19 protein-coding genes are annotated in these 24,444 nt (G+C 34.0%); 6 read left to right on the forward strand and 13 right to left on the reverse strand.

Annotation, left to right across the window (positions count from 1 at the left end; genetic code table 11):
- Window positions 1-49: 49 nt before the first annotated feature.
- The 5 genes from pstA (at window position 50) to Q5N69_RS13260 (ending at window position 5,516) form a co-directional block, all read left to right on the forward strand.
- Entirely contained in the window at window positions 50-1,687 is a 1,638-nt protein-coding gene (gene pstA / locus Q5N69_RS13240) for a phosphate ABC transporter permease PstA (RefSeq protein WP_304369494.1), read from the forward strand.
- Window positions 1,688-1,776: 89 nt separating this feature from the next.
- Entirely contained in the window at window positions 1,777-2,601 is an 825-nt protein-coding gene (gene pstB / locus Q5N69_RS13245) for a phosphate ABC transporter ATP-binding protein PstB (RefSeq protein WP_304369451.1), read from the forward strand.
- 84 nt (window positions 2,602-2,685) lie between these two features.
- A complete protein-coding gene (gene phoU / locus Q5N69_RS13250) occupies window positions 2,686-3,387 on the forward strand; it encodes a phosphate signaling complex protein PhoU (protein ID WP_304369452.1) in 702 nt (233 codons plus the stop codon).
- A 173-nt stretch (window positions 3,388-3,560) separates the two neighbouring features.
- Window positions 3,561-4,241 carry a TIGR00153 family protein gene (locus Q5N69_RS13255; RefSeq protein ID WP_304369453.1) on the forward strand — a complete coding sequence of 227 codons (681 nt, stop codon included), beginning with the start codon at window positions 3,561-3,563 and terminating at the stop codon, window positions 4,239-4,241.
- A gap of 9 nt (window positions 4,242-4,250) precedes the next feature.
- On the forward strand, window positions 4,251-5,516 hold the full coding sequence (locus Q5N69_RS13260) for an inorganic phosphate transporter (RefSeq protein ID WP_304369454.1): 1,266 nt from the start codon (window positions 4,251-4,253) through the stop codon (window positions 5,514-5,516).
- Between the two features lie 202 nt (window positions 5,517-5,718).
- Here the strand turns inward: Q5N69_RS13260 and Q5N69_RS13265 are convergent, their stop codons facing one another.
- From Q5N69_RS13265 to tkt, 10 genes are all read right to left on the reverse strand, one after another.
- Window positions 5,719-5,997, reverse strand: a complete 279-nt coding sequence (locus Q5N69_RS13265; RefSeq protein ID WP_304369455.1) for a peptidylprolyl isomerase — start codon at window positions 5,995-5,997, stop codon at window positions 5,719-5,721.
- Between the two features lie 840 nt (window positions 5,998-6,837).
- The gene (locus Q5N69_RS13270; protein WP_304369456.1) at window positions 6,838-7,278 is read right to left on the reverse strand and encodes a hypothetical protein; all 441 of its coding nucleotides are present in this window, start codon (window positions 7,276-7,278) and stop codon (window positions 6,838-6,840) included.
- A gap of 632 nt (window positions 7,279-7,910) precedes the next feature.
- Window positions 7,911-8,630: an LrgB family protein gene (locus Q5N69_RS13275; RefSeq protein WP_304369457.1), complete on the reverse strand. Its 720-nt coding sequence runs from the start codon at window positions 8,628-8,630 to the stop codon at window positions 7,911-7,913.
- Window positions 8,631-8,638: 8 nt separating this feature from the next.
- Complete coding sequence (locus Q5N69_RS13280; RefSeq protein ID WP_304369458.1) at window positions 8,639-9,016, reverse strand: CidA/LrgA family protein; 378 nt, start codon at window positions 9,014-9,016, stop codon at window positions 8,639-8,641.
- 19 nt (window positions 9,017-9,035) lie between these two features.
- Window positions 9,036-9,971 (reverse strand): LysR family transcriptional regulator, encoded by a 936-nt coding sequence (locus Q5N69_RS13285; RefSeq protein WP_304369459.1) that lies wholly within the window; start codon window positions 9,969-9,971, stop codon window positions 9,036-9,038.
- 312 nt (window positions 9,972-10,283) lie between these two features.
- The gene (locus Q5N69_RS13290; protein WP_304369460.1) at window positions 10,284-11,054 is read right to left on the reverse strand and encodes a YdiY family protein; all 771 of its coding nucleotides are present in this window, start codon (window positions 11,052-11,054) and stop codon (window positions 10,284-10,286) included.
- Window position 11,055: 1 nt separating this feature from the next.
- Window positions 11,056-11,874 (reverse strand): mechanosensitive ion channel family protein, encoded by an 819-nt coding sequence (locus Q5N69_RS13295; protein ID WP_304369461.1) that lies wholly within the window; start codon window positions 11,872-11,874, stop codon window positions 11,056-11,058.
- Window positions 11,875-12,422: 548 nt separating this feature from the next.
- Window positions 12,423-13,595 (reverse strand): phosphoglycerate kinase, encoded by a 1,173-nt coding sequence (locus Q5N69_RS13300; RefSeq protein ID WP_304369462.1) that lies wholly within the window; start codon window positions 13,593-13,595, stop codon window positions 12,423-12,425.
- 38 nt (window positions 13,596-13,633) lie between these two features.
- Entirely contained in the window at window positions 13,634-14,659 is a 1,026-nt protein-coding gene (gene epd / locus Q5N69_RS13305; RefSeq protein ID WP_304369495.1) for an erythrose-4-phosphate dehydrogenase, read from the reverse strand.
- Window positions 14,660-14,717: 58 nt separating this feature from the next.
- Window positions 14,718-16,697, reverse strand: coding sequence for a transketolase (tkt, locus tag Q5N69_RS13310; RefSeq protein WP_304369463.1), 1,980 nt, complete (start codon window positions 16,695-16,697; stop codon window positions 14,718-14,720).
- A 210-nt stretch (window positions 16,698-16,907) separates the two neighbouring features.
- Here tkt and Q5N69_RS13315 point away from each other — a divergent pair, with 210 nt between their 5' ends.
- Window positions 16,908-19,601 carry a CHASE domain-containing protein gene (locus Q5N69_RS13315; RefSeq protein WP_304369464.1) on the forward strand — a complete coding sequence of 898 codons (2,694 nt, stop codon included), beginning with the start codon at window positions 16,908-16,910 and terminating at the stop codon, window positions 19,599-19,601.
- A gap of 288 nt (window positions 19,602-19,889) precedes the next feature.
- On the opposite strand, the gene Q5N69_RS13320 is transcribed toward Q5N69_RS13315, so the two are convergent.
- From Q5N69_RS13320 to Q5N69_RS13330, 3 genes are read right to left on the reverse strand one after another with little or no spacing between them, the layout of a single operon-like run.
- On the reverse strand, window positions 19,890-21,191 hold the full coding sequence (locus Q5N69_RS13320) for a response regulator (RefSeq protein WP_304369465.1): 1,302 nt from the start codon (window positions 21,189-21,191) through the stop codon (window positions 19,890-19,892).
- The gene (locus Q5N69_RS13325; protein WP_304369466.1) at window positions 21,181-21,528 is read right to left on the reverse strand and encodes an Hpt domain-containing protein; all 348 of its coding nucleotides are present in this window, start codon (window positions 21,526-21,528) and stop codon (window positions 21,181-21,183) included. Before Q5N69_RS13325 ends, Q5N69_RS13320 begins: the two co-directional genes overlap by 11 nt.
- On the reverse strand, window positions 21,521-24,334 hold the full coding sequence (locus tag Q5N69_RS13330) for a PAS domain-containing hybrid sensor histidine kinase/response regulator (RefSeq protein WP_304369467.1): 2,814 nt from the start codon (window positions 24,332-24,334) through the stop codon (window positions 21,521-21,523). Before Q5N69_RS13330 ends, Q5N69_RS13325 begins: the two co-directional genes overlap by 8 nt.
- Window positions 24,335-24,444 lie beyond the last annotated feature (110 nt).

A 24,444-nucleotide genomic window follows, 5' to 3' on the forward strand; every position in this document is an offset into this window, starting at 1 on the left:
AAGACTTTAGGTAAATATGATGAAAAACAGTAATAAAGAGCAACAAAATATGAATAAATGGTTTAGTTCAGGATCTCCTTGGATTTGGTTATCAGCTGGTGGTGTAAGTATCAGCTTAATATCCGTACTTGGTTTGTTATGGTTAATTGCTTCTAAAGGTTTATCTTACTTTTGGCCTGCAGATATTTACGAGTTTAAATCAATTAACGACCAAGGCATTCATGGTACGGTTATTGGTGAAATATACGATCGTGAGTTTATTCCTGCATCACAATTAGCACATACCGATATTAAGTTGGCGCCTGGCGAAGAAACAGTTGAACGTTTGTTGGTAAAAACAGGTAACCGCGAGTTAGTCAGTTTAGATTTTAGATGGTTATTGGTGCCAGAAATTCAAACAACTACAAAACCTGAAGATGTTGTTGTTATTGAGCGCAGAACCAATGGTAATTTCTACGGCTATATTGAATCAGTTATTCTTGACGGTACTGTAGTTGATATTTCTAAATTACCAGAGCTACTTGAGCGTGTTGATAATTTTCAGGAAGAAATTGATACGCTGCAAAACTCTTATATCGGTGCTATAAACTATAAGATTGAACGCACACGTTTAAAAGAACGTAAGTATAAACTTGATAATGAATTAACCGATGAATTAGTTAAAGAGCTAAATACTGAAGTTGCTGATTTAGAAGCTGAATATCAAGTGCTAGAAGCTGAGTTAATGGGCTTACGTAAGCAAGTTGCACGTGACCAAATAGTTGTAAGAGCGATGGACGGTCAAAAGGTTACCATTAACTTTGAACATATTCTTAAAGTAACTTACAACAACAGACTTAACTTTATTGATAAATTCTTAACATTCTTACAGCAAATAAGCGCATTTTTAGTAGATGACCCACGAGAAGCAAATACAGAAGGTGGCGTATTCCCAGCTATTTTTGGTACTGTTTTAATGGTGTTATTAATGACGGTAATTGTTTCACCTTTTGGTGTGATAGCCGCGATTTATTTACATGAATATGCAGGTAAAAATGCATTTACCAAGTTATTACGTATCGCTGTTATTAACTTAGCTGGTGTGCCATCTATAGTTTATGGGGTATTCGGCTTAGGCTTCTTTGTTTATATGGTTGGTGGCAGTTTAGATCAACTGTTTTACCCTGAAACATTACCAAGTCCAACTTTTGGTACACCAGGTGTTATGTGGTCAGCGATCACTTTAGCAATACTAACGCTACCTGTTGTTATTGTTTCAACAGAAGAAGGTTTATCTCGTATACCGTCAGCTATGAGACATGGTAGTTTAGCTTTAGGTGCAACAAAAGCAGAAACCTTATGGCGTATTATTTTACCTATTGCTAGCCCTGCAATTATGACAGGTATTATATTGGCTATTGCACGTGCAGCTGGCGAAGTAGCTCCGCTAATGCTTGTTGGTGTTGTTAAAATGGCGCCTAATTTACCATTAGATGGTAACTTCCCATTTTTACATTTAGACCGAAAGTTTATGCATTTAGGCTTCCATATATACGATGTTGGCTTCCAAAGCCCTAACGTAGAAGCAGCAAGACCATTAGTGTATGCAACGGCTTTATTACTAGTAACGATTATTGTTGGTTTGAATATGACAGCAGTTTCTGTACGTAACAAATTACGTGAGAAATATAGAATGTTAGAGCACTAAGCTATTAACTTCGACAACGCATAAAACATTATTTAAACAACTTATTTATATGAACAATGGAGGGAAACCTCCAACAATGAGAGAAAAATATGATCTCTGTAACACCAACAGCTGTAGCTGATAGTCCAAACAAAATAGACTTAAACAATTTAACGCCAGAGCAAGTAGCGTTAGACATTAAAAACCTGAACTTGTATTACGGTGAGAAACAAGCTTTACAAAATATATCTATGGCTATACCAAAAGGCCAAGTAACAGCTTTCATCGGCCCAAGTGGTTGTGGTAAATCAACGTTATTACGCTGTATTAACCGTATGAACGATTTAGTTGATATTTGTAAAATTACAGGTGAAATTAATCTTCATGGTGAAAATATATATGGTCGTCATGTTGATGTAGCTGAATTACGTCGTTCTGTTGGTATGGTATTTCAGCGTCCAAATCCATTTCCAAAAAGCATTTATGAAAATGTTGTTTATGGTTTACGTATTAAAGGTGAAAACAACCGTAGAGTTTTAGATGAAGCGGTAGAGCAAGCATTAAAAAGTGCAGCACTTTGGAACGAAGTTAAAGACAGGTTACACGAAAGTGCGCTAGGCTTATCGGGTGGTCAGCAACAACGTTTAGTTATTGCGCGTGCCATAGCTATTCAACCAGAAGTTTTATTATTAGATGAACCTACTTCTGCACTTGATCCTATATCAACATTAACGATTGAAGAGCTTATCAATGATTTAAAACAACAGTTTACCGTTGTTATTGTTACTCATAATATGCAACAAGCAGCACGTGTTTCAGATCAAACTGCCTTTATGTATATGGGTGACTTAATTGAATATAACGATACCAATACGTTATTTACAACCCCAAGTAAAAAGAAAACAGAAGACTATATTACTGGTCGTTACGGTTAATAATCTGTGATTCGTTTCTAAGTAAATAATCATATATTGTTGTGATTAAACGAGATTAACTCAAATAAATATAATAGGTGAGGCATGGACAGTTTAAATATTAGCCGTCATATATCAGGTCAGTTTAACGAAGATTTAGAACGCATTATTAATTTAGTAATGCAAATGGGCGGCTTGGTTGAGACGCAATTAAAAGAAGCATTAGAGTCTGTAAGTCAAGGTGATGAAGACTTGGCGAAAAAAGTCTTATCGAACGATTATCAAGTAAATAACCTTGAAATTGTTATTGATGACGAATGTACGCGTGTTATTGCCAAAAGGCAGCCTGCTGCAGGCGATTTACGTTTAGTGATGGCAATTATAAAAACCATCGCTGATTTAGAGCGTATTGGCGATGAGGCAACTAAAATAGCTAAAGTGACTTTAGAAAGCCTAACAAGCAAACATAAAGAGCTTTTACTTAATTTAGATAACTTAGGTCGAAGAGTTTTAGAATGCTTACAATTAACTCTTGATGCGTTTACACGCATGGACGTAGATGCTGCATTTAAGATCCATCAAATTGATGAAAAAATAGATCGTGAATATGAAGCGTTAATGCGTCAATTAATGACTTATATGATGGAAGATCCACGTTCAATACCACAAGTAATGAGTGTTATATGGTCTGCTAGAGCATTGGAACGAATTGGTGATCGTTGCCAAAATATATGTGAGTACATTATTTATTTTGTTGAAGGTAAAGTTGTACGACACACCAGTGTTGAAGATATGAAAAAGCTATAAATTTAATCTGCTTATTTAATAAATCGGTAACTTATATTAATTAAATTACCACGAGTTTTTAAAGAAAAGACTTATATTTTATAAGTAATCGTCGACAAAGCGTTTGCTAATTGTAACAAATCAGTTAATATCCGCGGCGAATAACAATAATGTGAACCTTACTGGAAATTAATATGACCAGAAATACAATAATAGGTGTCTTTGCTAAGTCTCCTATCAAACCTCTAGAAAAACACATTAGGTTGGTTGCTAAGTGCAGTAAACAACTTATTCCATTTTTCAATGCTTGTACCTCTTCAGATTGGGATACAGCAACTAAAATCCGCAAAAAAATCTCAACTCACGAAAAAGAAGCAGACGCGCTTAAACGTAAACTCAGATTAGAGCTCCCAAGTGGTTTATTTATGCCTGTTGAACGAACAGACTTACTTGAACTTCTGTCAGAACAAGACAAAATAGCTAACAAAAGTAAAGACATTGCTGGACGTGTTTTAGGCCGTAAAATTGTCATTCCTGACAGTTTACAAGTTTCTTTCCTTGCCTATTTAGAACGTAACTTAGATGCGATACAAAAAGCAACTGAAGCAATTAATGAGTTAGATGACTTATTAGAAACTGGTTTTCGAGGGATCGAAGTAGAGTTGGTCGAAAAAATGATCAACGAATTAGATTTAATAGAAAATGACACAGACACTATGCAAATAAAAATAAGACAAGATTTATTAGATATTGAAGCAGATTTAAATCCTGTAGATGTAATATTTTTATATCAAATTATAGATTGGGTTGGCGAACTTGCCGATATTGCTGAGCGTGTAGGTGCTCGTTTAGAAATAATGCTAGCGAGAAAATAAGGGCTAATTATGGATATTTTAATTTCAAGTGGCTCTACGCTAATCATCATGGCTGCACTCGTTGGCTTTTTTATGGCCTGGGGTATTGGTGCAAATGATGTAGCAAATGCTATGGGTACATCGGTTGGCTCTAAAGCATTAACAATAAAACAAGCAATTATCATTGCGATGATATTTGAATTTGCAGGTGCATATTTAGCGGGTGGTGAAGTTACCTCAACTATCCGTAAAGGTATTATTGATGCAAGTTATTTTGTAGATTCTCCTGAACTACTAGTATTTGGTATGATCTCAGCGCTATTTGCGGCAGCAACTTGGTTATTAGTTGCTTCAGTACTAGGTTGGCCTGTTTCTACTACCCATTCGATTGTTGGTGCAATTATTGGTTTTGCTGCTATTGGGGTGAGCCCGGATACAGTAGCTTGGGGTAAAGTAGGGGGCATTGTTGGTAGTTGGGTTGTAACACCACTAATATCAGGTGTTATCGCTTTTGCCATCTTTAATAGTGCACAAAAACTTATTTTTGATACTGAAAACCCTTTAAAACAAGCTAAACGCTATGTTCCATTTTATATGTTCCTTGCCGGTTTTGTTTTAGCGCTTGTAACAATAAAGAAAGGTTTAAAGCATATTGGTTTAGATATTGGCAGTACTGAAGGTTACATTTACGCGATTATTGTTGCATTAGTTGTAGCTGTTATAGGTAAAGTCTTTATCTCTCGTCTTAAGTTCGATGAGAAAGCGGCTAAAAAAACTCACTATGCTAACGTTGAAAAAGTATTTGCTATCTTAATGATTGTTACTGCTTGTTGTATGGCATTTGCACATGGTTCAAATGATGTTGCAAACGCTATTGGTCCATTAGCTGCTGTAGAGAGTATTATTAGCAACGAAGGTCAAATTGCTAAGAAAGCTGCTATTGCATGGTGGATATTACCTCTAGGTGGTTTTGGTATTGTTGCAGGTCTAGCATTATTTGGACATAAAGTTATTGCAACCATTGGTAATGGTATTACACATTTAACTCCTAGTAGAGGTTTCGCAGCAGAATTAGCTGCAGCTTGTACTGTTGTTATCGCTTCTGGTACAGGTCTTCCTATCTCGACAACACAAACGCTTGTTGGTGCTGTTTTAGGTGTGGGAATGGCACGAGGTATCGCTGCAATCAACCTAGGTGTTGTTCGTAATATTGTTATTTCGTGGGTAATAACATTACCTATAGGTGCAGGTCTTTCAATTATATTCTTCTGGATTTTGAAAGCATCTTTTACCTAAAATTAACATTTAGTGTTTGTGGTTAACTCTTTGCGAATTAACCACAAAAACAGAAGTTAAAAATAAAGCCCCGATAATGCGAATTATCGGGGCTTTTTTTTGTTACTTTTCAGTTGAAACGTTAAAGACCACTACATTAAATGTTAACGATTAATGATCATGAATAAAGCTAACTAAGTTACTTAAGCTAAACAGTAAGCTATTAAGTACGAGAAGTAACTTCTAATAAATGATAACCAAATTGTGTTTTAACAGGACCTTGAACTGTATTTAGGTCAGCACTAAAAACAACTTTATCAAATTCTGGAACCATTTGGCCTGGACCGAATGTACCTAAGTCACCACCTTGTGCTTTTGATGGGCAGTTAGAGTGTGCTTTAGCTACTTCAGCAAAGTCTTTACCTGCTTCAATTTCTGCTTTAAGTGCTAAACATTGTTCTTCAGTATCTACTAATAAATGGCGTGCTGCTGCTTGACTCATAATTTATCCTTATGTTTTGTCATATAATTAAGCGCACAATAACGTAATTGATGACTAATTTAAATAAGCGCGCTTTAGTTAATACATTTTTATTGAGTTAGAGTATGTTAAATGAACTATTTAGTTTTAATTGACACTTTTAATGATGTGTGGATGCCGTTCAGGTGATAAATCTATTATGTCGAGGTTAGTTAACTTCAGTTCGGGGATGATATTTTACTCAAGAATGCTATTTAGGCGCCTATCTGCGTTACCTGCATGGATGCAGGTACTTGGTTTTATCAGGAATAAAAATATCTTGGTCATCACATAAATTTAATCATTGAGAGAGAATTAAGGGCTTTTATGTTCTTAACCTTGATAAAGATAAAATATACTCTAATAAATCAATTGGTTATTGAATCCATCAACCCGAGTTAAGGTTAATTAGGGCGGCTGTTTAGGTATAAAGCAGGTGAAAGGCTTCTTCGTATTAATCTACAAATAATGACTTCGGATGTTAAATGAGCTGGATTAACTAACCTCTATCCATGGTGGAAAATACCATAAGATTCAATAAAATTAATTTTTTATCAATGGCTTATTGAGTGCCATGTTTATCCCTAGCTGAAGTTAACTAGACCAATATTATGATGTTTAGTAGATATGAGCATAGAAAGAGAAGATAAGCTTTATAGAGGGTTTTAATTTATCTAGTGAGGATTATGTTTGTCGAAAAAAGTGTAAGCTGCAAGGTGCTTCTATAACTCTCACAGCTTTATCTTAGGTGGTATCGCGATTTTATCTAATGGATTGCTATATAAATATTAACTACGGCTTAACATTATTATCTCTAAAGAATTATTTTTTAACTTCGCAGTTGATTGCATTTTTGTCTTCAGGCATATCGCCGCTCATAGAGTGACTTCTATATTGAGGCGAATCATTATATGAAAACTTAGCTAATATTTGCTGTAACTTATCGTTAAATATAGTCGCTAATTCAAATATTTTATTTTTCTTTGTAAAGTCTTGTGCAGGAATGTAACTTCCAGATACTGAGGTTGAAAGACTTAATAAAGGTCTGTTAATTAATCCATCATAATTATTAGCTTTTAAAGTACTAATTTGCTTTGAGCTTTGACTTACAAGTTTATTTACTTGTTTAGCAGCTAAATCTGATGTGCTATAAGTTACAGCCGTAATAATAGTTTGTTTATCATTTGCATGAGAAATTGTAGAACATAAACCAATTGTACCCAATGTTATGGCGATAATTGTTGATATGATTTTAGATTTCATTGTTTATTCCACTAGGTTTATTATCTTTAGAATACACTGTAGTTACAATACAGTAGATAAATTGTAACTAATTCTATCTTATTAGCAACATAAGATCTACGGTAAAAAGAAGTAACCTCAACTCTAGTTAATGGATTTAATAACTCATTGATTTATTGAAGTATCGTTTAGCTTTATCTGTATTAACGAGATAAAAACCTTTAATTCTCTCTCAATCATGAAATTTAGGTGATTATCAAGGCTTTTCTATAAACCAATAACAGACTGTTGGCCGTAAAAAGATGTTTTTTATTCCTAAGAAAAACCAAATACCTACTGATAACATAGATAGTCTCTTAAATAGCATTATTGAGTAAAATAGCTTAACTCGAGTTGAAGTTACTCATATAAGATATGAACGAAGTTTTTATAAAAAAATCCCAATTTTTTATATATTAAATGAGAGTTGTATTTAAATAAGTAATTATTGAGTCAAAATAAACGTTTTGTAACATAGTTTACGGGGGCGTTAGTGGCTTTAATTGTAGATATAAGCTCTATATTTTATTTTTATTAGACAATGAATTTAGAACAGAGGGTAACAATGTTTTTTTTAACCTAGATATTATTAAAGTTTTATACGTTTTTAACGGTTAACTCAAACAATAAAACATAAATGGGATTAAAAATGGGCTCACAATGGCTGTAATTATCGCTGATAAAATAAGTGCCAAAGAACCATAAGCAGAGTGTTGATAACTAATTTTATTGATAGTAGCAGTGCCCAAACTATGACTTGCCGCACCAATTGCTGAACCTTGAGCTTCAGCTGACCTGACATTAATAAAATTTAACCAGGCAGGGCCAAACATTGCACCAAAGAAACCAGCTAAGATAATTGCAAAAGCAGTGATAGAAGCATTTCCATTTAAAGCATCCGCAAGAGAAAGTGCAATAGGCGTGGTTACAGATTTTAACGATAAAGATACTGCAACCTCAGGGATAGCTATCAGCCATACGGTTAGTATCATACTAACCGATATAACGATAAATACGCCTAATGTAAATAATAACAGTAAGGTGCTGAGTTGGCGTTTTATCGTATTTAAATGTTGATATAGTGGGAATCCTAATGCGACTACAGCGGGTTCTATAAGTGAAGTTAATAATTGAGTATGACCAAAATACTCTTTAAATGGCATTTTTAGATAGATTACACCAGCAGAAATAACGATTATTGAGAACAGTAAAGGGTTAAGCCATATAGCTTTTACCTTAGATTGCATTAATGCAAAAAACTGATAAATACCTAAGGTACAAACGATAAGTAAGGTCGACATGCCTACTGAAAGTAATTGATCTGTGTAGGCCATTTGCTATTTCACTCGCTCAGATTTTCTGTAGTTTGCGTGCTATTTTGTCTTCTGATTTTTAATTCAAATAACACACCAATAACAGTAATAAGAAGAAATGTAGTGATAAATATAATAAAAACAATAGCAAAGCCGTGTTGTTTAATTAAGTCAAAATGCTCAATAATCCCTACACCTGCCGGCACAAAACAAACAATCATATTTTTCATTATCCATTCGATGCTTGATTTGATTTTATCTGCTGATAAAACTTTAAAATGTAATAATAGCGTGAAGCAAATTAAGCCATACAAACTTGAAGGTAAGCCTCCAAGAGTATAAGCAATAAATTTACCAATTAAAACGCAACCAGCAATAGCTAGAATGCTATAAATTACATCTTTCAATTAACTTACCTAACTGTGTTTAGCATTCTGAAGCGGCTTCTATCACTAATTGTCTAAACCATATATGGCTAGCATCATGATGAAGAAGAGGGCTCCAGATCATTTTTAATTCAATATCTGGAATATCGAAAGGTGGATCTATTATTGTGTATTTATCTTCACTCTTATGAATCATTGCTGCTTTAGTTGGAAGTGTTGCCACTAATCCATCTTCATAAGCTAATTGCATTGCTACATTGTAGTTACGGGTGAATACTTTAATATCGCGTTTTTTACCGAGTCGGGCTAGAGCTTCATCAACCCATCCTAATTTTTGTACGTCTTTAGGATTCATTCCCACACCAACACCAAAACCAGTTTTCGAAACCCAAACGTGTTTAGATGATAAATAGGTACTCAAATTAAAATCCGCTGCAATAGGATTATCAGCGCTAATTAAGCATGAAAAACTGTCTTTCCAAACGGTTTTTTGATGAAATGACTGTGGAAGTTCATCAAAACGATTGATAGCCATATCAATTTTTCCTGCTTCAACATCATGAAATGTTACGTCGCTAGGTGTCATAATATCAATAGTTACATTAGGCGCTATTTTATTAATCTTTCTTAAAAGATTAGGTAATAAGGTGGAAGCTGCATAGTCACTTGCCATAATTCTAAAGACACGTTGACTGTTTTCTTCGTTAAACTCTTCTTCACCTTGCAGAGCTTCTTCAAGTTCTAACAAAATCTTTCTTATAGTAGGTGCTAATGCTCTAGAGCGTTCAGTAGGAACCATACCATCAGAAGTTCTTACAAGAATGGGGTCATTGAATAACACTCTTAATCTTTTTAAACCATTGCTCATGGCTGGTTGTGTAATATTAAGTTGGCCAGCAGCACGGGTGACATTTTTTTCTCTTAATAAAACGTCTAAATAAATGAGGAGATTTAAATCGATTTTTGAAATATTCATGAGATCAATAATACTTTGTATAGTTATAACTTAAGTATATAACTTTTATAGTTAATTATCTCAAGTGATTTCTATATCACAGTTAAGGTATGGCATATATCCTCCTATTTTGAGAAGGTTAATACATTAACTTTTATCAATTAAATTGTATTTTTTTATTAAAAATAAATAATAAATTACAAGTGGTTAAGTTAGTTAAAGCAATACTAAGATTGGATGGTTGTTATTTGGGAAGCTATTCAAAGATATACAAAAATAAAAAACCGCATAACATGTATGCGGTTTTATTAGATCGAAATGTTTTAATATTAATTAAAAACTATATACCAACGTAATCGCTGTTTGTGTATCAAGTTTCTTAATATCATCATCAACTTCAGTATTGTAATCAAGTTTGATTGATACTTTTAATTGTAGAGTTTCAATTAACTTAGTTGTTAATGAAGACTCAGCATTAAAAACACTATTCTTACCTGATTTTGGTGCATATTTAGCACTTGCTGATTGCTTAAATTCAACATGCTCATTGATTTGTCTTATATAAAGCGCTTGAGCTTGAACAATAAAAGCAGTGTTAACTTCTGATGTATCTTTAATTACATCTCGTTTGTAACCAGGACCGATATCGGCAAAAAATGATGATGTTTCACTTTTATACCATTCACGACCTAAACCAAGTGAAAAAGAGCTTTGGTTGTCGAAGTTACCCGTAATACTGTTGTCTTCATAAGACACATCACTATAAACATAGCTTTTGTTAGACTTGTTTAGAATGTAATTTGTCTTTGAAACTATTGACCACTTTCTGTCTGTTGTTTCGAATTCATCAGTACCATCATCTTGTTCTTGATCAGCTTTTTTAACTAAGATGTCAAAAGCAAGAGTACTACGCCAAAGATCCTTCTCGTATTTAAAATCGTAACCGCCTTTTAAATCAACACTTTTCGTGTTACCCGTCTTAAAAAGCATACCTAATTCAGCAGAAGAAGAAATTGCCGATTTTTCAGCTGGCTCAGCAGCTAACGCTACCGAGCTAGATAATGTTAAGCCAAGAGCAGCGGCTACAATTAATTTTTGGTCCATATTAGTCTTCTTTATTCATGTGCAAACCCATTTGTGGGTAAGGGATTTCAATACCAGCTTCGTCAAGAGAAACCTTGATTGTTTCTAATAAATCAAAGTATACAGGCCAGTAGTTTGCTGATTTAACCCAAGGACGAAGCACTAAATTAACAGAACTATCAGCTAATTCGCTTACACCGATAGTTACAGCTTGATCTTTTAATACTAATTCATGTTCGTTAGCAATTTTTGCTAAGATTTCTTTAGTTTTAGCAAGATCTGCGTCATAGCTTACACCAATAACTAAGTCGATTCTACGAGTAGGTTTAGTTGAGTAGTTAGTGATTGTACCGCTTGTAATAGCTGAGTTAGGGATAATAAGAGTTTTGTTATCGCCAGACTTTAATTGAGTTGAGAAAATATGAATTTCTTCAACTACACCCGCACTGCCTGCTACTTCAACAAAGTCGCCGCTTTTGAAAGGTTTTAAAACAATAAGTAAAACACCAGAAGCAAAGTTAGATAAAGAACCTTGTAGTGCTAAACCTACAGCTAAACCTGCAGCACCAATAATTGCAACAAGAGATGTTGTATTGAAGCCCATGTGTGAAATCGCAGCGATAATCGATACGAAGAATATTAAGCTAAATAAAATACTACCAACAAAGCTTGCAACAGCTTTATCAATGTTCTTAGCAAGTAATACTTTGATAACGGTGTTGCTAACAACTCTAGCAACCCATTTACCAATAATAATGATCGCGATAGCGATAGCAAAATCTATAACATATTGTACGAGTTGATCTTGGTTAGCAGAAAACCATTCAGTAATCATTTCCATTTTCATATCCTTTATTTTAAGTTGGTAATATTTTGAAACAAATTGATTATATATGATGTTTTTTATTATAAAAAGAGATCTTGTTAAAAAGTGTTAATTTTTTGTTAATTTTTTGTTTTTTAGTGGGCTGTAGCTTTATATTTTGTTTAACAAGATAGGTATATTAAGAGGGGATTTATAGGTAATTGATATGTAAAAGTGATTTGAAAGCATTAAATTGACTTTGTGTTTATTGATTTATTTTATTACCAAAAGACAAAATAGAACTTATTGAAAATAATTTTCTGACTTAAATTGAGTTTTAAAAGTAGAAAATATAGTTACTGAATAACTATAGTTGAAATTATCAAAAAGGGAGGTTTTAAAGATAAATAAATTAAGGGAATAAAAAAGGTATTTAATAACGTAACTTTCATTATTAAATACCCGAGTTTTTGGATAGATTTAATTAGATAACCTCAACTCGTTATAATGAATGTCACAACATTCCCTAAAATAGCTTATTGAGTAACTTTGCTATTTTGAGCTGAGGTTAGATAAGTAAGAAATTATTTTCCGCGTTGTTCTAAAATTTCTACTGCGGGTAATACTTTTCCTTCAACAAACTCTAAAAATGCACCACCACCCGTCGAGATGTATGACACTTGATCGGCTAAATCAAATTTATCAATAGCAGCTAACGTATCTCCGCCACCAGCAATTGAGAAAGCTTCACTTTCTGCAATAGCTCGAGCTATAACTTCAGTACCTTTAGCAAAAGCATCGATTTCAAATACACCACATGGACCATTCCAAAGAATTGTTTTCGCATTTTTTAATATGTCTGCTGCTTTTGCTGCAGATCGTGGTCCGTAATCAATAATATCATCGTCACTACTGATATCTGATAATTCTTTTATTTCAGTAGCTGCGTCATGAGTCCAGTCACTAAAGCCTACTTTAGTTGTTGTTACATCTTGAGCAAAGATAACTTCAGTTTCTTTACATAAACGTTGAGCTTCTGGGATCAAATCTTTTTCATATAAAGAGTTACCCACTTCATTTCCTGCTGCTGCAACGAAAGTGTTTGAAATGCCACCACCAACAACAAGTACATCAGCAATTTTAGATAATGCATCTAAAACAGTTAATTTAGTCGAAACTTTTGAACCACCAACAACGGCAACTAATGGGCGAGCAGGGTTATCAAGTGCTTTACCTAATGCTTCTAATTCAGCTGATAATAAAGGACCTGATGCTGCGATAGGTGCAAATTTAGCAACACCGTGTGTAGAAGCATGTGCGCGATGAGCTGTACCAAAAGCGTCCATTACAAAAACATCACATAATGCGGCTAACTTTTTAGATAGCGCTTCGTCATTGGCTTTTTCGCCAACATTAAAACGTATATTTTCAAATACAACCAACTCACCAGCAACAGACTCAACACCATTTAAGTAGTCTTTTTCTAATCTAACAGGGAAGTTTAATGCTGCTGCTAGATAATCAACAACAGGTTGCAATGAAAGCTCATCATTAGCTTCACCTTCAGTAGGGCGACCTAAATGAGACATAACCATTACTTTAGCACCCGCTTCTAAAGCAAGTTTTAATGTTGGTAATGCAGCTCTTAATCGAGCGTCTGAAGTGATTTTTCCATCTTGAACAGGTACGTTCAAGTCTTCTCTGATAAGTACACGTTTTTGTGATAAATCTAGATCTGTCATTTTAATAATAGACATTTTGGATCCTTATAATTTTATAAAATAAATTTTTACTGTTATTTGTTTAGTGTGTCTGCCATAACTTTAGCGGTATCTAACATTCTGTTAGCAAAGCCCCATTCGTTGTCGCACCATATTAATAGTTTAACAAGGCGTTTGTGACTGACACGTGTTTGATTTCCGTCGACGATACATGAATGAGGATCATGATTAAAATCAACAGAAACTAAAGGTTCTTCGGTATAACCTAATATACCTTGTAGGCCATTTTTTTGGCTGTTCTGTATTGCTTGATTAATGGCTTTAATATCTACATCTTTAGACACTGTTAAGCTTAAATCCATTGCCGTTACGTTTATGGTTGGTACGCGCACAGCAATTGCTTCAAAACGGCCTGAAAACTTAGGTAATATACGTTCAATACCAATAGCAAGCTTGGTATCTACAGGAATAATAGAGTGACTTGCGGCTCTAGATCTTCTTAAATCAGGGTGGTAAGCATCAATAACTTGCTGATCATGCATTGAAGAATGAATGGTGGTTATTGTTCCACTTTCCACACCAAATGCATCATCAATGGCATTAATAACAGGGACTACACAATTTGTTGTGCAAGAACCATTAGACACTATGTTGTGTTCATTAGACAAAATATGGTGATTAACACCATAAATAATAGTGGCATCAACTTCTGCATCACTTGAGGCAGGATGTGAATATAATACTTTTTTCGCACCTTGCTTTAAGTGTTGCTCACCTTGATCGTATTGATCAAATTTACCTGTACATTCAAGTACTATATCTACTTGGTGTTTAGCCCAAGGAAGAGTTGATAGCTGTTTTTCGTGAGATAAGTGAGTAAGTTTACCATTAATCAGTAAGTGCTCATTGTGAAGCTCAACAGGGAAAGGGAAGCGCCCGTGAGTTGAGTCGTATTTCAACAAGTGTGCAATGCCTTCAGGCTCTGCTATCTCATTGATAGCGACTAAATTAAATTCATCAGATCTGTTCGTTTCGAATAAGGCTCGAGCAACGTTACGACCAATTCTTCCAAAACCATTTATGGCGATATTTATAGGCATATTAACTACAAAATAAAAAAGAACCTGCATAACAGGTTCTTTTGTTTAAGGCTTAAAATTAAAGACTTTTAACTGTTTCAACAATATTGTCTACTGTGAAACCAAAGTGTTCTAATAATACATTGCCAGGAGCTGATTCACCGAATGTTGTCATACCGATGATTTTTCCAGAGAAACCAACATACTTGTACCAGAAGTCAGTATGAGCGGCTTCAATAGCAACGCGCTTAATAACACTAGCTGGTAAAACTGATTCTTTGTATGCAGCGTCTTGCTCATCAAAAATACTTGTTGATGGCATAGATACTACGCGAACAGTATCACCTAGTTGCTCAGCTGCTTGCATCGCTATACCGACTTCAGAACCTGTAGCAATTAAAATAACATCAGGTGTACCAACACTATCTTTTAAGATGTATGCCCCTTTAGCTATATTGTTTACTTGCTCAGTTGTTCTTGATTGAGCAGGTAGGCCTTGGCGAGAGAATATTAATGACGTTGGAGCACTTTGACGTTGAATAGCGTTTTTCCATGCTACTGCAGACTCAGTTGCATCAGCTGGACGCCATGTCACCATATTTGGAGTATTACGTAAGTTAGCTAATTGCTCGATAGGTTGATGCGTTGGACCATCTTCACCCTGACCAATTGAGTCATGTGTATACACAAAAATGTTTTGAATCCCCATTAGTGCAGACATGCGTACTGCGTTTCTAGCGTATTCCATGAACATCATGAAAGTTGCACCGTAGTTAATAAAGCCACCGTGCAAAGAAATACCGTTCATAATACCGCTCATACCAAATTCACGTACACCGTAAAAGATGTAGTTACCGGCAGCATCTTCTTGAATGCCTTTTGAACCCGACCATAATGTTAGGTTTGAACCGGCTAAATCAGCAGAACCACCTAATAATTCAGGTAAAATTTGTCCGAAAGCTTCAATTGAGTTTTGAGATGCTTTACGAGACGCTATGTTTTCTGCTTTTTCTTGGCATTGCGAAATATATTCATTCGCTTTTTGTTCGAATTCAGCAGGTAGGTCACCTTTAATTACACGTCGTTCATATTCAGCAGCTAATTCTGGGTAAGCAGCTTGGTATGCTGAAAAGGCATCATTCCATTGTGCTTGTTTACTTTGACCTTGTTCTTGTTGGTTCCACTGAGCAACAATATCGTCTGGAATTTCAAACGGTGCATATGGCCAGTTTAAAAATTTACGTGTTGCTGCAATTTCTTCATCACCTAAAGGTGCACCATGACAGTCATGTGTACCTGACTTGTTTGGCGAGCCAAAACCGATGATTGTTTTACAACAAATCATAGTTGGTTTATCAGTTACTGCTTTAGCCGCTGTAATTGCAGCTGAAATTTCTTCTGGGTTATGGCCATCTACGTTAATAACATGCCAGCCGTATGATTCAAATCTTGCTGGTGTGTTATCTGTAAACCAGCCTTCAACTTCACCATCAATTGAAATACCATTGTCATCCCAAAAAGCAATTAACTTACCTAAACCTAAAGTACCAGCTAGTGAACATACTTCATGAGAAATACCTTCCATTAAACAACCGTCACCTAAGAAACAATAAGTAAAGTGATCAACAATATCATGACCTTCACGGTTGAATTGTGCTGCTAGAGTTTTTTCAGCAATTGCCATACCTACAGCATTTGATATACCAGCACCTAAAGGGCCTGTTGTAGTTTCTACACCTGGCGTATAACCGTATTCAGGATGACCTGGGGTTTTAGAATGTAGTTGACGAAAGTTTTTCAAATCATCTCTAGATACGTCATAACCCGTTAAATGCAATAGTGAATAAATAAGCATTGAACCGTGACCGTTAGATAAAACGAATCGATCTCGGTTTACCCATTTTGGATCAGACGGATTATGATTTAAAAAATCGCGCCATAAAACTTCAGCGATATCTGCCATGCCCATAGGGGCCCCCGGATGGCCTGATTTTGCTTTTTGAACTGCATCCATACTTAATACACGTATTGCATTAGCTAGATCTTGACGAGATGTCATATTTACTCCGCTTAGAAATGTTAGAATTTTAATAGGCTTATTCTCACCTGAATAACCCCATAACTGCAAATGTTATTCTGCTATTTGTTATACTTTATTTGTTATGTATCGAGTTCACAGAAAATGTAATTGAAAAACCCCTATAAATTTTAGACGATCATCAGTATATTGAACCATTATCCTGATATTTTTTAGTTAATTACCTCTCTTATGAAAAAACAAATTTATCTTTCGTTATTTACTATGTTTTTGTATTTGACGGTATGCTTATTAACATCAATGATATTCAAGCCAATATCTATTATTCTTTTATTAGGGGTTTCCGCAGGTATTTCAAGTGTAGTGATTATTTTGTGGGGAAGACTTCAAATAATTCCACTCGTTTTAAGCAGTATTATCTTACATACATTATTATATTATTCTTTTTCTATTGAATTTGAAGCTTCTATTCCTCTTATTTTTACCTTAGCTTCTTGTGCACAAGGTCTTTGGGCAAAAAAACTTACCGATAAATTAGTCACTAACACTCAATGGTTAGATAGTCGTAAAAAGCTATCCTCATTCATATATAAAGTTGGTCCTTTAGCCTCTCTTATTTCTGCTTTTTCTTGCATTTTGATTACTATTCTTTCAGCTCAGTCTTTTGATGTTAACTGGTTTTATGTATTTTGTCAGACATGGTCTTTGAGTGTACTTGTTTCAATTTTTGGTATTCCTATTTTGTTATTTGTGAATACAGGAAACAATGTTAATAAAGGTAAAAAACTTTTTGTTATTATTTCTTCTATTATTGGTGGGCTTTCAATCGCCTTGCTTTTCAAAATCGGTCAAGATCAAAATCAACATTATCGTAATGATGACTTTTTCAAAGTGCAATCGAATATCGAAGTTAAGTTAGAACAAGAGTTACAACAAATAGAGCAACAATTAAACTCACTAAAAGCCTATTTTGAAGCAAGTCGTTTGGTTAATGTTGAATCTTTTTATGAATTTTCTGCTTATATTCTTAACGAACGTTCTAAAATAGAATCGTTTGAATGGGCTCCTTTTGTTGAAGATGTTCATCGAAGTACCTATGAACGTTATATGTCGGAAGTATTAGATATTCATTATGTAATTAGTCAGCAAACTATTATGGGGAATAATATTAAGTCAAAAAAATCTGACCTCTATTTACCTGTTCAATATGTTTTTCCACGTTACCAAAATGAGCAAATATTAAGTGTTGATCTGTTTAGTCATTTAGATAAGAAGAATGCTATAACACAGGCAATAACGACTGGTAGAGCATCAGCAACTTTACCAATAAATCTGATAGAAGGTGACTTCTCTAACCCTGTTATTTTAGTTGCACTACCTGTCTTTAATCATAATCTAAAACCTTTATTTGGCCAGTACAAACAGCAGGGTAGTTTACCTGTTTCTGGTATAGTGATTGCTGTTGTAAGAGTGTCATCTTTTTTCCAAAACATGATGAATTATGTTGATGAAGAAAATATAAACTTAATTATTTCTGATGTTGATAAGGGAAACAACTTTACTATTATTGGAGGTAAACTAGACTCGCCAGAGCGATTGTCCATAAGAAAAACAATGAATGTGTTTTCACGTGAGTGGGCTTTTGAGCTTTCAGAAAAGAACACTTGGCTTTTGCAAAATAAATCATGGCAGAACTGGGCTACATTATTAGGTGGTACGTTCGGTGGTATTGTTTTTCAATTATTGATTTTAATGATGGCAGCTTATTCTACAGAACTGAGCAATCGTGTAACGCAAAAAACACGTGAATTGATTATATCGAAAGAAAAATCAGATAAGGAGAATCAAGCCAAAACAGGTTTTTTACAATCATTAAGTGTTGAATTACGTACTCCTTTAAGTGTTATTAAACGTCTAATTGAGGTATTCCCTCAAAATAATCTACCAGAGAAAGAAAAAGCTTATATAAACAATATATCTAGTGCGGCGCTTAATTTAGAACAACTGGTTGATACTTTAAATGAGTTGTCGAGCATTGAGTCTGGCCGATTAACGCTTAATATCCAGTCTTTTGATTTTATCTCGTTTCTTAGAAGGATGGATGAAGTTGTTGAGGCGAAAACTAAAGATATTAAGTTTATGATCCAAGAGGATGTTCCTCAGTTTATAGAATCTGACGAATTACGTTTGCAGCAAGTTTTTATCGCATGCACTGAAAACGCTAAAGAAATCCTTGATAGTAAAAATATTTGTGTTTCTGTGAAGGTACATTTTCACCATAAAAATAATGCCACGATTGTTTTTGTTCTACATGTATTAAAAACCAATCAATTTATTAATCAGGCAGATATGAAGCTTGATATAACGCCCGTAAATAAGAAATTTAATCTAAGAATGGAGATGGCGAAAGAGCTGTGTAACAAGCTAGGAGGGGATATTAACTTAGCTCAGTTACCATCGGGTGAGTCGATGATACACGCTTCAGTTAAAGTTAAAATATCACAAGAACAAGAATTAGGGCTTGGTCGCTTCAATGTACCTTCAATTGAAGATATAGCGGTATTAGATGTTAAGCGTATATTATTCATTGAAGGGCAAAACAAACAGAATAAAAACTTATATAGACAGTTATTATCTTTAAAACATTATGTAGATGTTATTAGTGATATGAATCAAATTGAAGAAACACTATTACTCAAAAAGTATCACTTAATTATTTTTGATTGCTCTGAAGGTACGCGAGATATAAAAACTATACCAACACCATTAAAAGGTCAGTTTTCTAATATACCTACACTTGCTTTATTGAATGATATTCTTGAAGATAATATGCTTTCTTTGGTTAATTATAAATTTACAGCTTATGTTGTTTTACCTATTACTACAGAAAACTTAAGGTCACTTATTCATAGTTACTTTAAATAACTATGAATAATTAAGAAGTGGTTATATTTAATATTTGTTATTAGCAGGCTAGGATTTATTTTGTATCTAGACAGATTAGTTGGTTATAAAAATCATTTAAGAAAAAATAATTAACCTGAACTCGAAATAAGCGATTAAATTCCAGCATTATAAGATGAATTTAGCTCTGTTGAGAGTAACTATCTTGATACTTACTCTCTTGCTTTATAAATTAATAAGTTACAAAAAATATTATCCCGAATTCAGCTTAACTAACAGCTAAAGGTGTTTAATTTGATAGGGTGGAGGCTAAGCATCAAGCTTTTCCTGAGATAACTCTAAATTTTTCTTAACAACAGATAAAATCTCAGTCTTAGTAGAAGGTTTTATAATATATCCTTTCAAGCCATAGTTAGCCCACTTTTTAACAAGTTCTTTATTTTTATTGCCCGTTAGTGCAATAACAGGGGTATCTATCCCTTTGGAAAGTTGGCGGATCTTTTTAGTGGCGTTTAAACCATCTAAATTAGGCATAAATAAATCCATAAGAATTAGGTCATAACGGTTTTCTTTAATCTTCTCTAACGCACATAATCCATCTTCAGCTTCATCTACTCTGTAGTTTTCTTTTGAAAGCACGCTAGATATCATATCTCGATATAACTTATTATCTTCAACAACTAAGATTGAATGAGTTAATGACGTTTCTTCTTTAGGCTGTTTAACTTCTGCAGAACGCTTTTCTGTTTCAGCTAATTTTTCACTAAGCAGTTCGTCACTAATAAGATCATCGGGTCCTATTTCTAAATCATTGTTTCTTTTTTTAATGGACGGGACATGTGTTATGAGTCCTTTAGTTTTCTGTTTCTTAACTGGAAGTGATTCTTTTATCGTGCCGCGCTGATTCAATAATTGAGCAATTATCTTATCAAGGCTTGTGCGTATATCCTCTTCAAGTAAGTGAAGTAAAGGGTGTACATGATCTTCATTAATATTATTTAACAATTTTTGAGGAGAGTCTAAGTCTTTAATGTCCTTAATTAAATCAGTGGATGGAACTTTAGAAATATCTTCACGACTTTGTGATATTTTTTTCAATAAACTTTGCTTACATCTACTGCCTTCATCAATTAAAGCTGATAGTTCATCATCTATTTTTTCACTCAGTTCTTCGCTATCTGTTTGTACTTGGCTATCAGCTTGAGTTTCAGTTAGACCACTCTGAACAACCATAAGCAATCTTAAACGTTCATAAAGTGGTTGATATACAAAATAGTTATCAAAAAGGCCTTTCATACAGCATCTAAAAGCAAGTGATGATTCTTTGTTATTACAAAGCACAATACTATAATGTATATGATTTAATTCGGACTCTTCTACCAGAAATGTATAATATTCAACACATTTCTCGATGCTTGATAACGCAAATAAAATTACAGCTGGTGCGGTTTGATGAATATATTCTGTTGTTTTGTCATCTAGAAGGATGGTTCTATATTCATCTATATGGCTTGCCAAGATATTAGCTGCGCCAGATGTATCTTCACCATTATCAACTATCATCACAACTTTTGGATGACGACTGCCTACCGATAAAGGGTTAGATTTCATTTTTTATGACTCCGTAAACTTGCTTAATAGAGTTATTGATTAAAATAATAAGTTCCTTACATTTATTTTTATCATTGAGCTCGGAGATATCTTCTAATTGTTGTAAATAATCGCCGGTTTGTTCTGCTCCAATAGCTTTTGCCGATGTTTTTAAAAAATGCGCCTCTTCTTTCAATGTTGTAAAGTCAGATTGTCCATAAGCATCGCTTAGTTTAGCGATCGACTGTTTAGCTTGCTGAAGAAATTCTATTTGAAATTTTTTAATTAATTCTTTGTCATCGCCAACAAGATCGAACATGGCGCTGTTATTAAATATTTTTAATTGATTATTAGTCATGTATGTACCACTTTTTTAACATAGCTCTTAAGTCGGATAACTGAATAGGTTTACTGAGAAAATCATTCATACCAGATTCTATGCAATACTCAGCATCACCGCTCATTGCAGCCCCAGTTACAGCAATAATATTAATTGCTTTAGCATTTTTAGCTTTTTCAATTTCTCTGATTTGTTTAGTCATTTCATAGCCGTCTATATTAGGCATGTGACAATCAGTTAATATAAGTTGATAAGTACCTTCTTCCCACATTACGCGGCCTTGTAAACCGTCGTCAGCAAGTTCACAACTATATCCAAGTCTTTCAAGTTGCTTAACAATAAGCTTTTGATTTAAGGGGTTGTCTTCAACAACCAAAATATCAATGTTTTGAGCTTTTTTATCTGCTGGTGCAGCGTCAATCTCGAAATCAAAATCAAGCTCTTCTAATCCTAAAGAGTCTTCATCTTCTTGCAGATCAAGTTCTAAAGAGCTTAAATCTAGATCATCTAGGTTTAGTTCGAAGCCGCTTTGCCAAGTGTGTTGTATACATTGAACAAGTTGTATCCTTGTCATAGGTTCAGAACAACTAACACGGACACCTTTGAAAAACTGTCTAGCTTCATCGATATATTTTCTGTTTACAGCAATAGTGATACGGCTAGTACTGGTCATTTCATTTAGCAGTTTGGATACTCTTTGTTTATTTTCTTCATCTTGATTTAACAAAATGAAAAGTACATCAAAACTTGTTTGTGCTGTTAAATATTCATCAAGTGAATATGAGTTAACATTCGCGCCTTCATATTCTAGGTAATCTTTAAAGCTATCTGATTTGTTTTTAGTGTCTTTATTGCAGTTGATGATAGAAACACGAATATTGGAAAGTGATTCTATATCCATAGCTCGTGTTTCTTGGGAATTTAAGAAAGGAATTTCAGTATCAAAACATGAACCTTTGCCTTTTTCACTGGTAAGAGTAATTTTACCACCCATTATTTCAGTGAGCTTTCCACATATGGCTAAACCTAACCCCGTTCCTCCATATTTTCTGGTGGTAGAACGTTCCGCTTGAATAAATGGGTTAAACAGTTTGGCTTGTGTCTCTTTGTCTATCCCAATACCATTATCTATAACTTTTAAACTAATAACGTTTGTTGAGTTATTTTTTCTAGTAACTTTGGTAACTAAACTTACTTTGCCAGGTTTTTTTATTGATGAGCTAGTAAATTTTAAGGCATTTCCGATGAGGTTAAATAGAATTTGTCTTACCCGCATTGGGTCGCCTTTGATAAACATTGGTGTTTTCGGATCTTCATCAACCTGTAAAGTGATATCTCGTTTAATTGCCACAGGAATAAACACTTTAATAACGTTATCAATAATTTCTGATATTGAGAAAACACGATCTTCTAAAACAAGTTTACCTGCCTCTATTTTGTTAATATCGAGTATATCATTTAATATAAATACTAAGTTTTCGGCAGAGGTTTTTGCTGTATCTATTAAGTCTTTTGATTCGTGAGTTTGCTTAGTACCTGTTAGTAGGTCTAATGATCCAATAACGCCATTCATCGGTGTTCTCAGCTCATGACTCATCATAGATAAGAAATCAGACTTTATTTGACTGGCATTTTCGGCATGCTCTTTTGCCTTAATAAGTTCTTTTGTTCGATCTGCTACACTTTCTTCAAGCTTAGTGTTCATCTCTTTCAGCTTCAATTCAGCATTATGTATTTCAGTCTCATCAATACATATACCATCAATACGATAAATATTACCTATATCATCGTAAACAGCACGTCCAATACTTTGAAAATACTTAATTGTTTTGTCTTTTAGAATCACGCGGAACTTGTTGCTAACATCTTCACCAGTTTCAAGTGTATGTTGCGTAATTCGCTTCATTTCATCTACGTCATCAGGGTGAATAGATGCCATCCACTTGCCAATATCACCTACATCTTCATTCGCTAAACCCACCATTTCATTAGCGTAAAGATCCCAGGTGAAATCTAATTTGTCATCAATACTTTTAATACACCATGTACCAATTTTTCCTGCTTTCATGGTGATATTTTTACTTTCTATAGCATTATTTAATTCGTTAAGTATTTGCTTATTTAAAGTGTAGTCAGTAAGGGTACCTATAATTGTTTTTGGCTCACCATTTTCAAAAAAGAGTTTGCCTTTAATATTGAACCAATAAGTTTGATCCTTAATGACCATTCTAAATTCAAAATCTAGTGGGGAGTTAGATTGGATATGAGATTTGAAAAATATCTCAAATAGTAATAAATCTTCATGATAAATAGATTGTTGAAACATATCCCAAGTGAAACTTTCATTTGGGTTGATTTGCAATAATTCTTTAAATTTTTGTGAGAATACAGCGACATCAGATTTTATATCTAATTCCCAGATACCGATATTACTGCTTTCAATTGAATTAATTAATCTTGATAGGTAAATGTTTTCTTGTTGGTACTTATGTTGAGAACTTTCATCAGCTGTAAGTATTATTATTTGAAATTGATTATCAATTATCGGACTAATATTCGCTTTGTAGATATTAGATGTATTTGCTTGGTTAATAGATAGGAACATGGAAGACAGCTCATCAGTGTTATTGATGATTTTATCTTGGGATATACGTGTACCCACTAAAGAAAAAAGATCAAATAAAGAGCTGTTGTCTTTTGGCTGTGTATTTAAATCTAATAGTTTTAACGCCAATTCATTGAAGGCAATTATCTGAAGGTTGTCAGTAACAGCTATCGACGGAAAAGGGATGTTTTGTATTTGTTTATTTGCTTCTTTTTTCATTAACATACCTAATTAAATGATTTTTTTAATTAAAATTTATTTAATGGTTATGTTAAAAATATAGCAGTAAAACTGAATATATCTATTAATGGGCTAAATATATTTCGATG

It is taken from the genome of Pseudocolwellia sp. AS88 (assembly GCF_030551755.1).
Taxonomy (GTDB): domain Bacteria; phylum Pseudomonadota; class Gammaproteobacteria; order Enterobacterales; family Alteromonadaceae; genus Pseudocolwellia.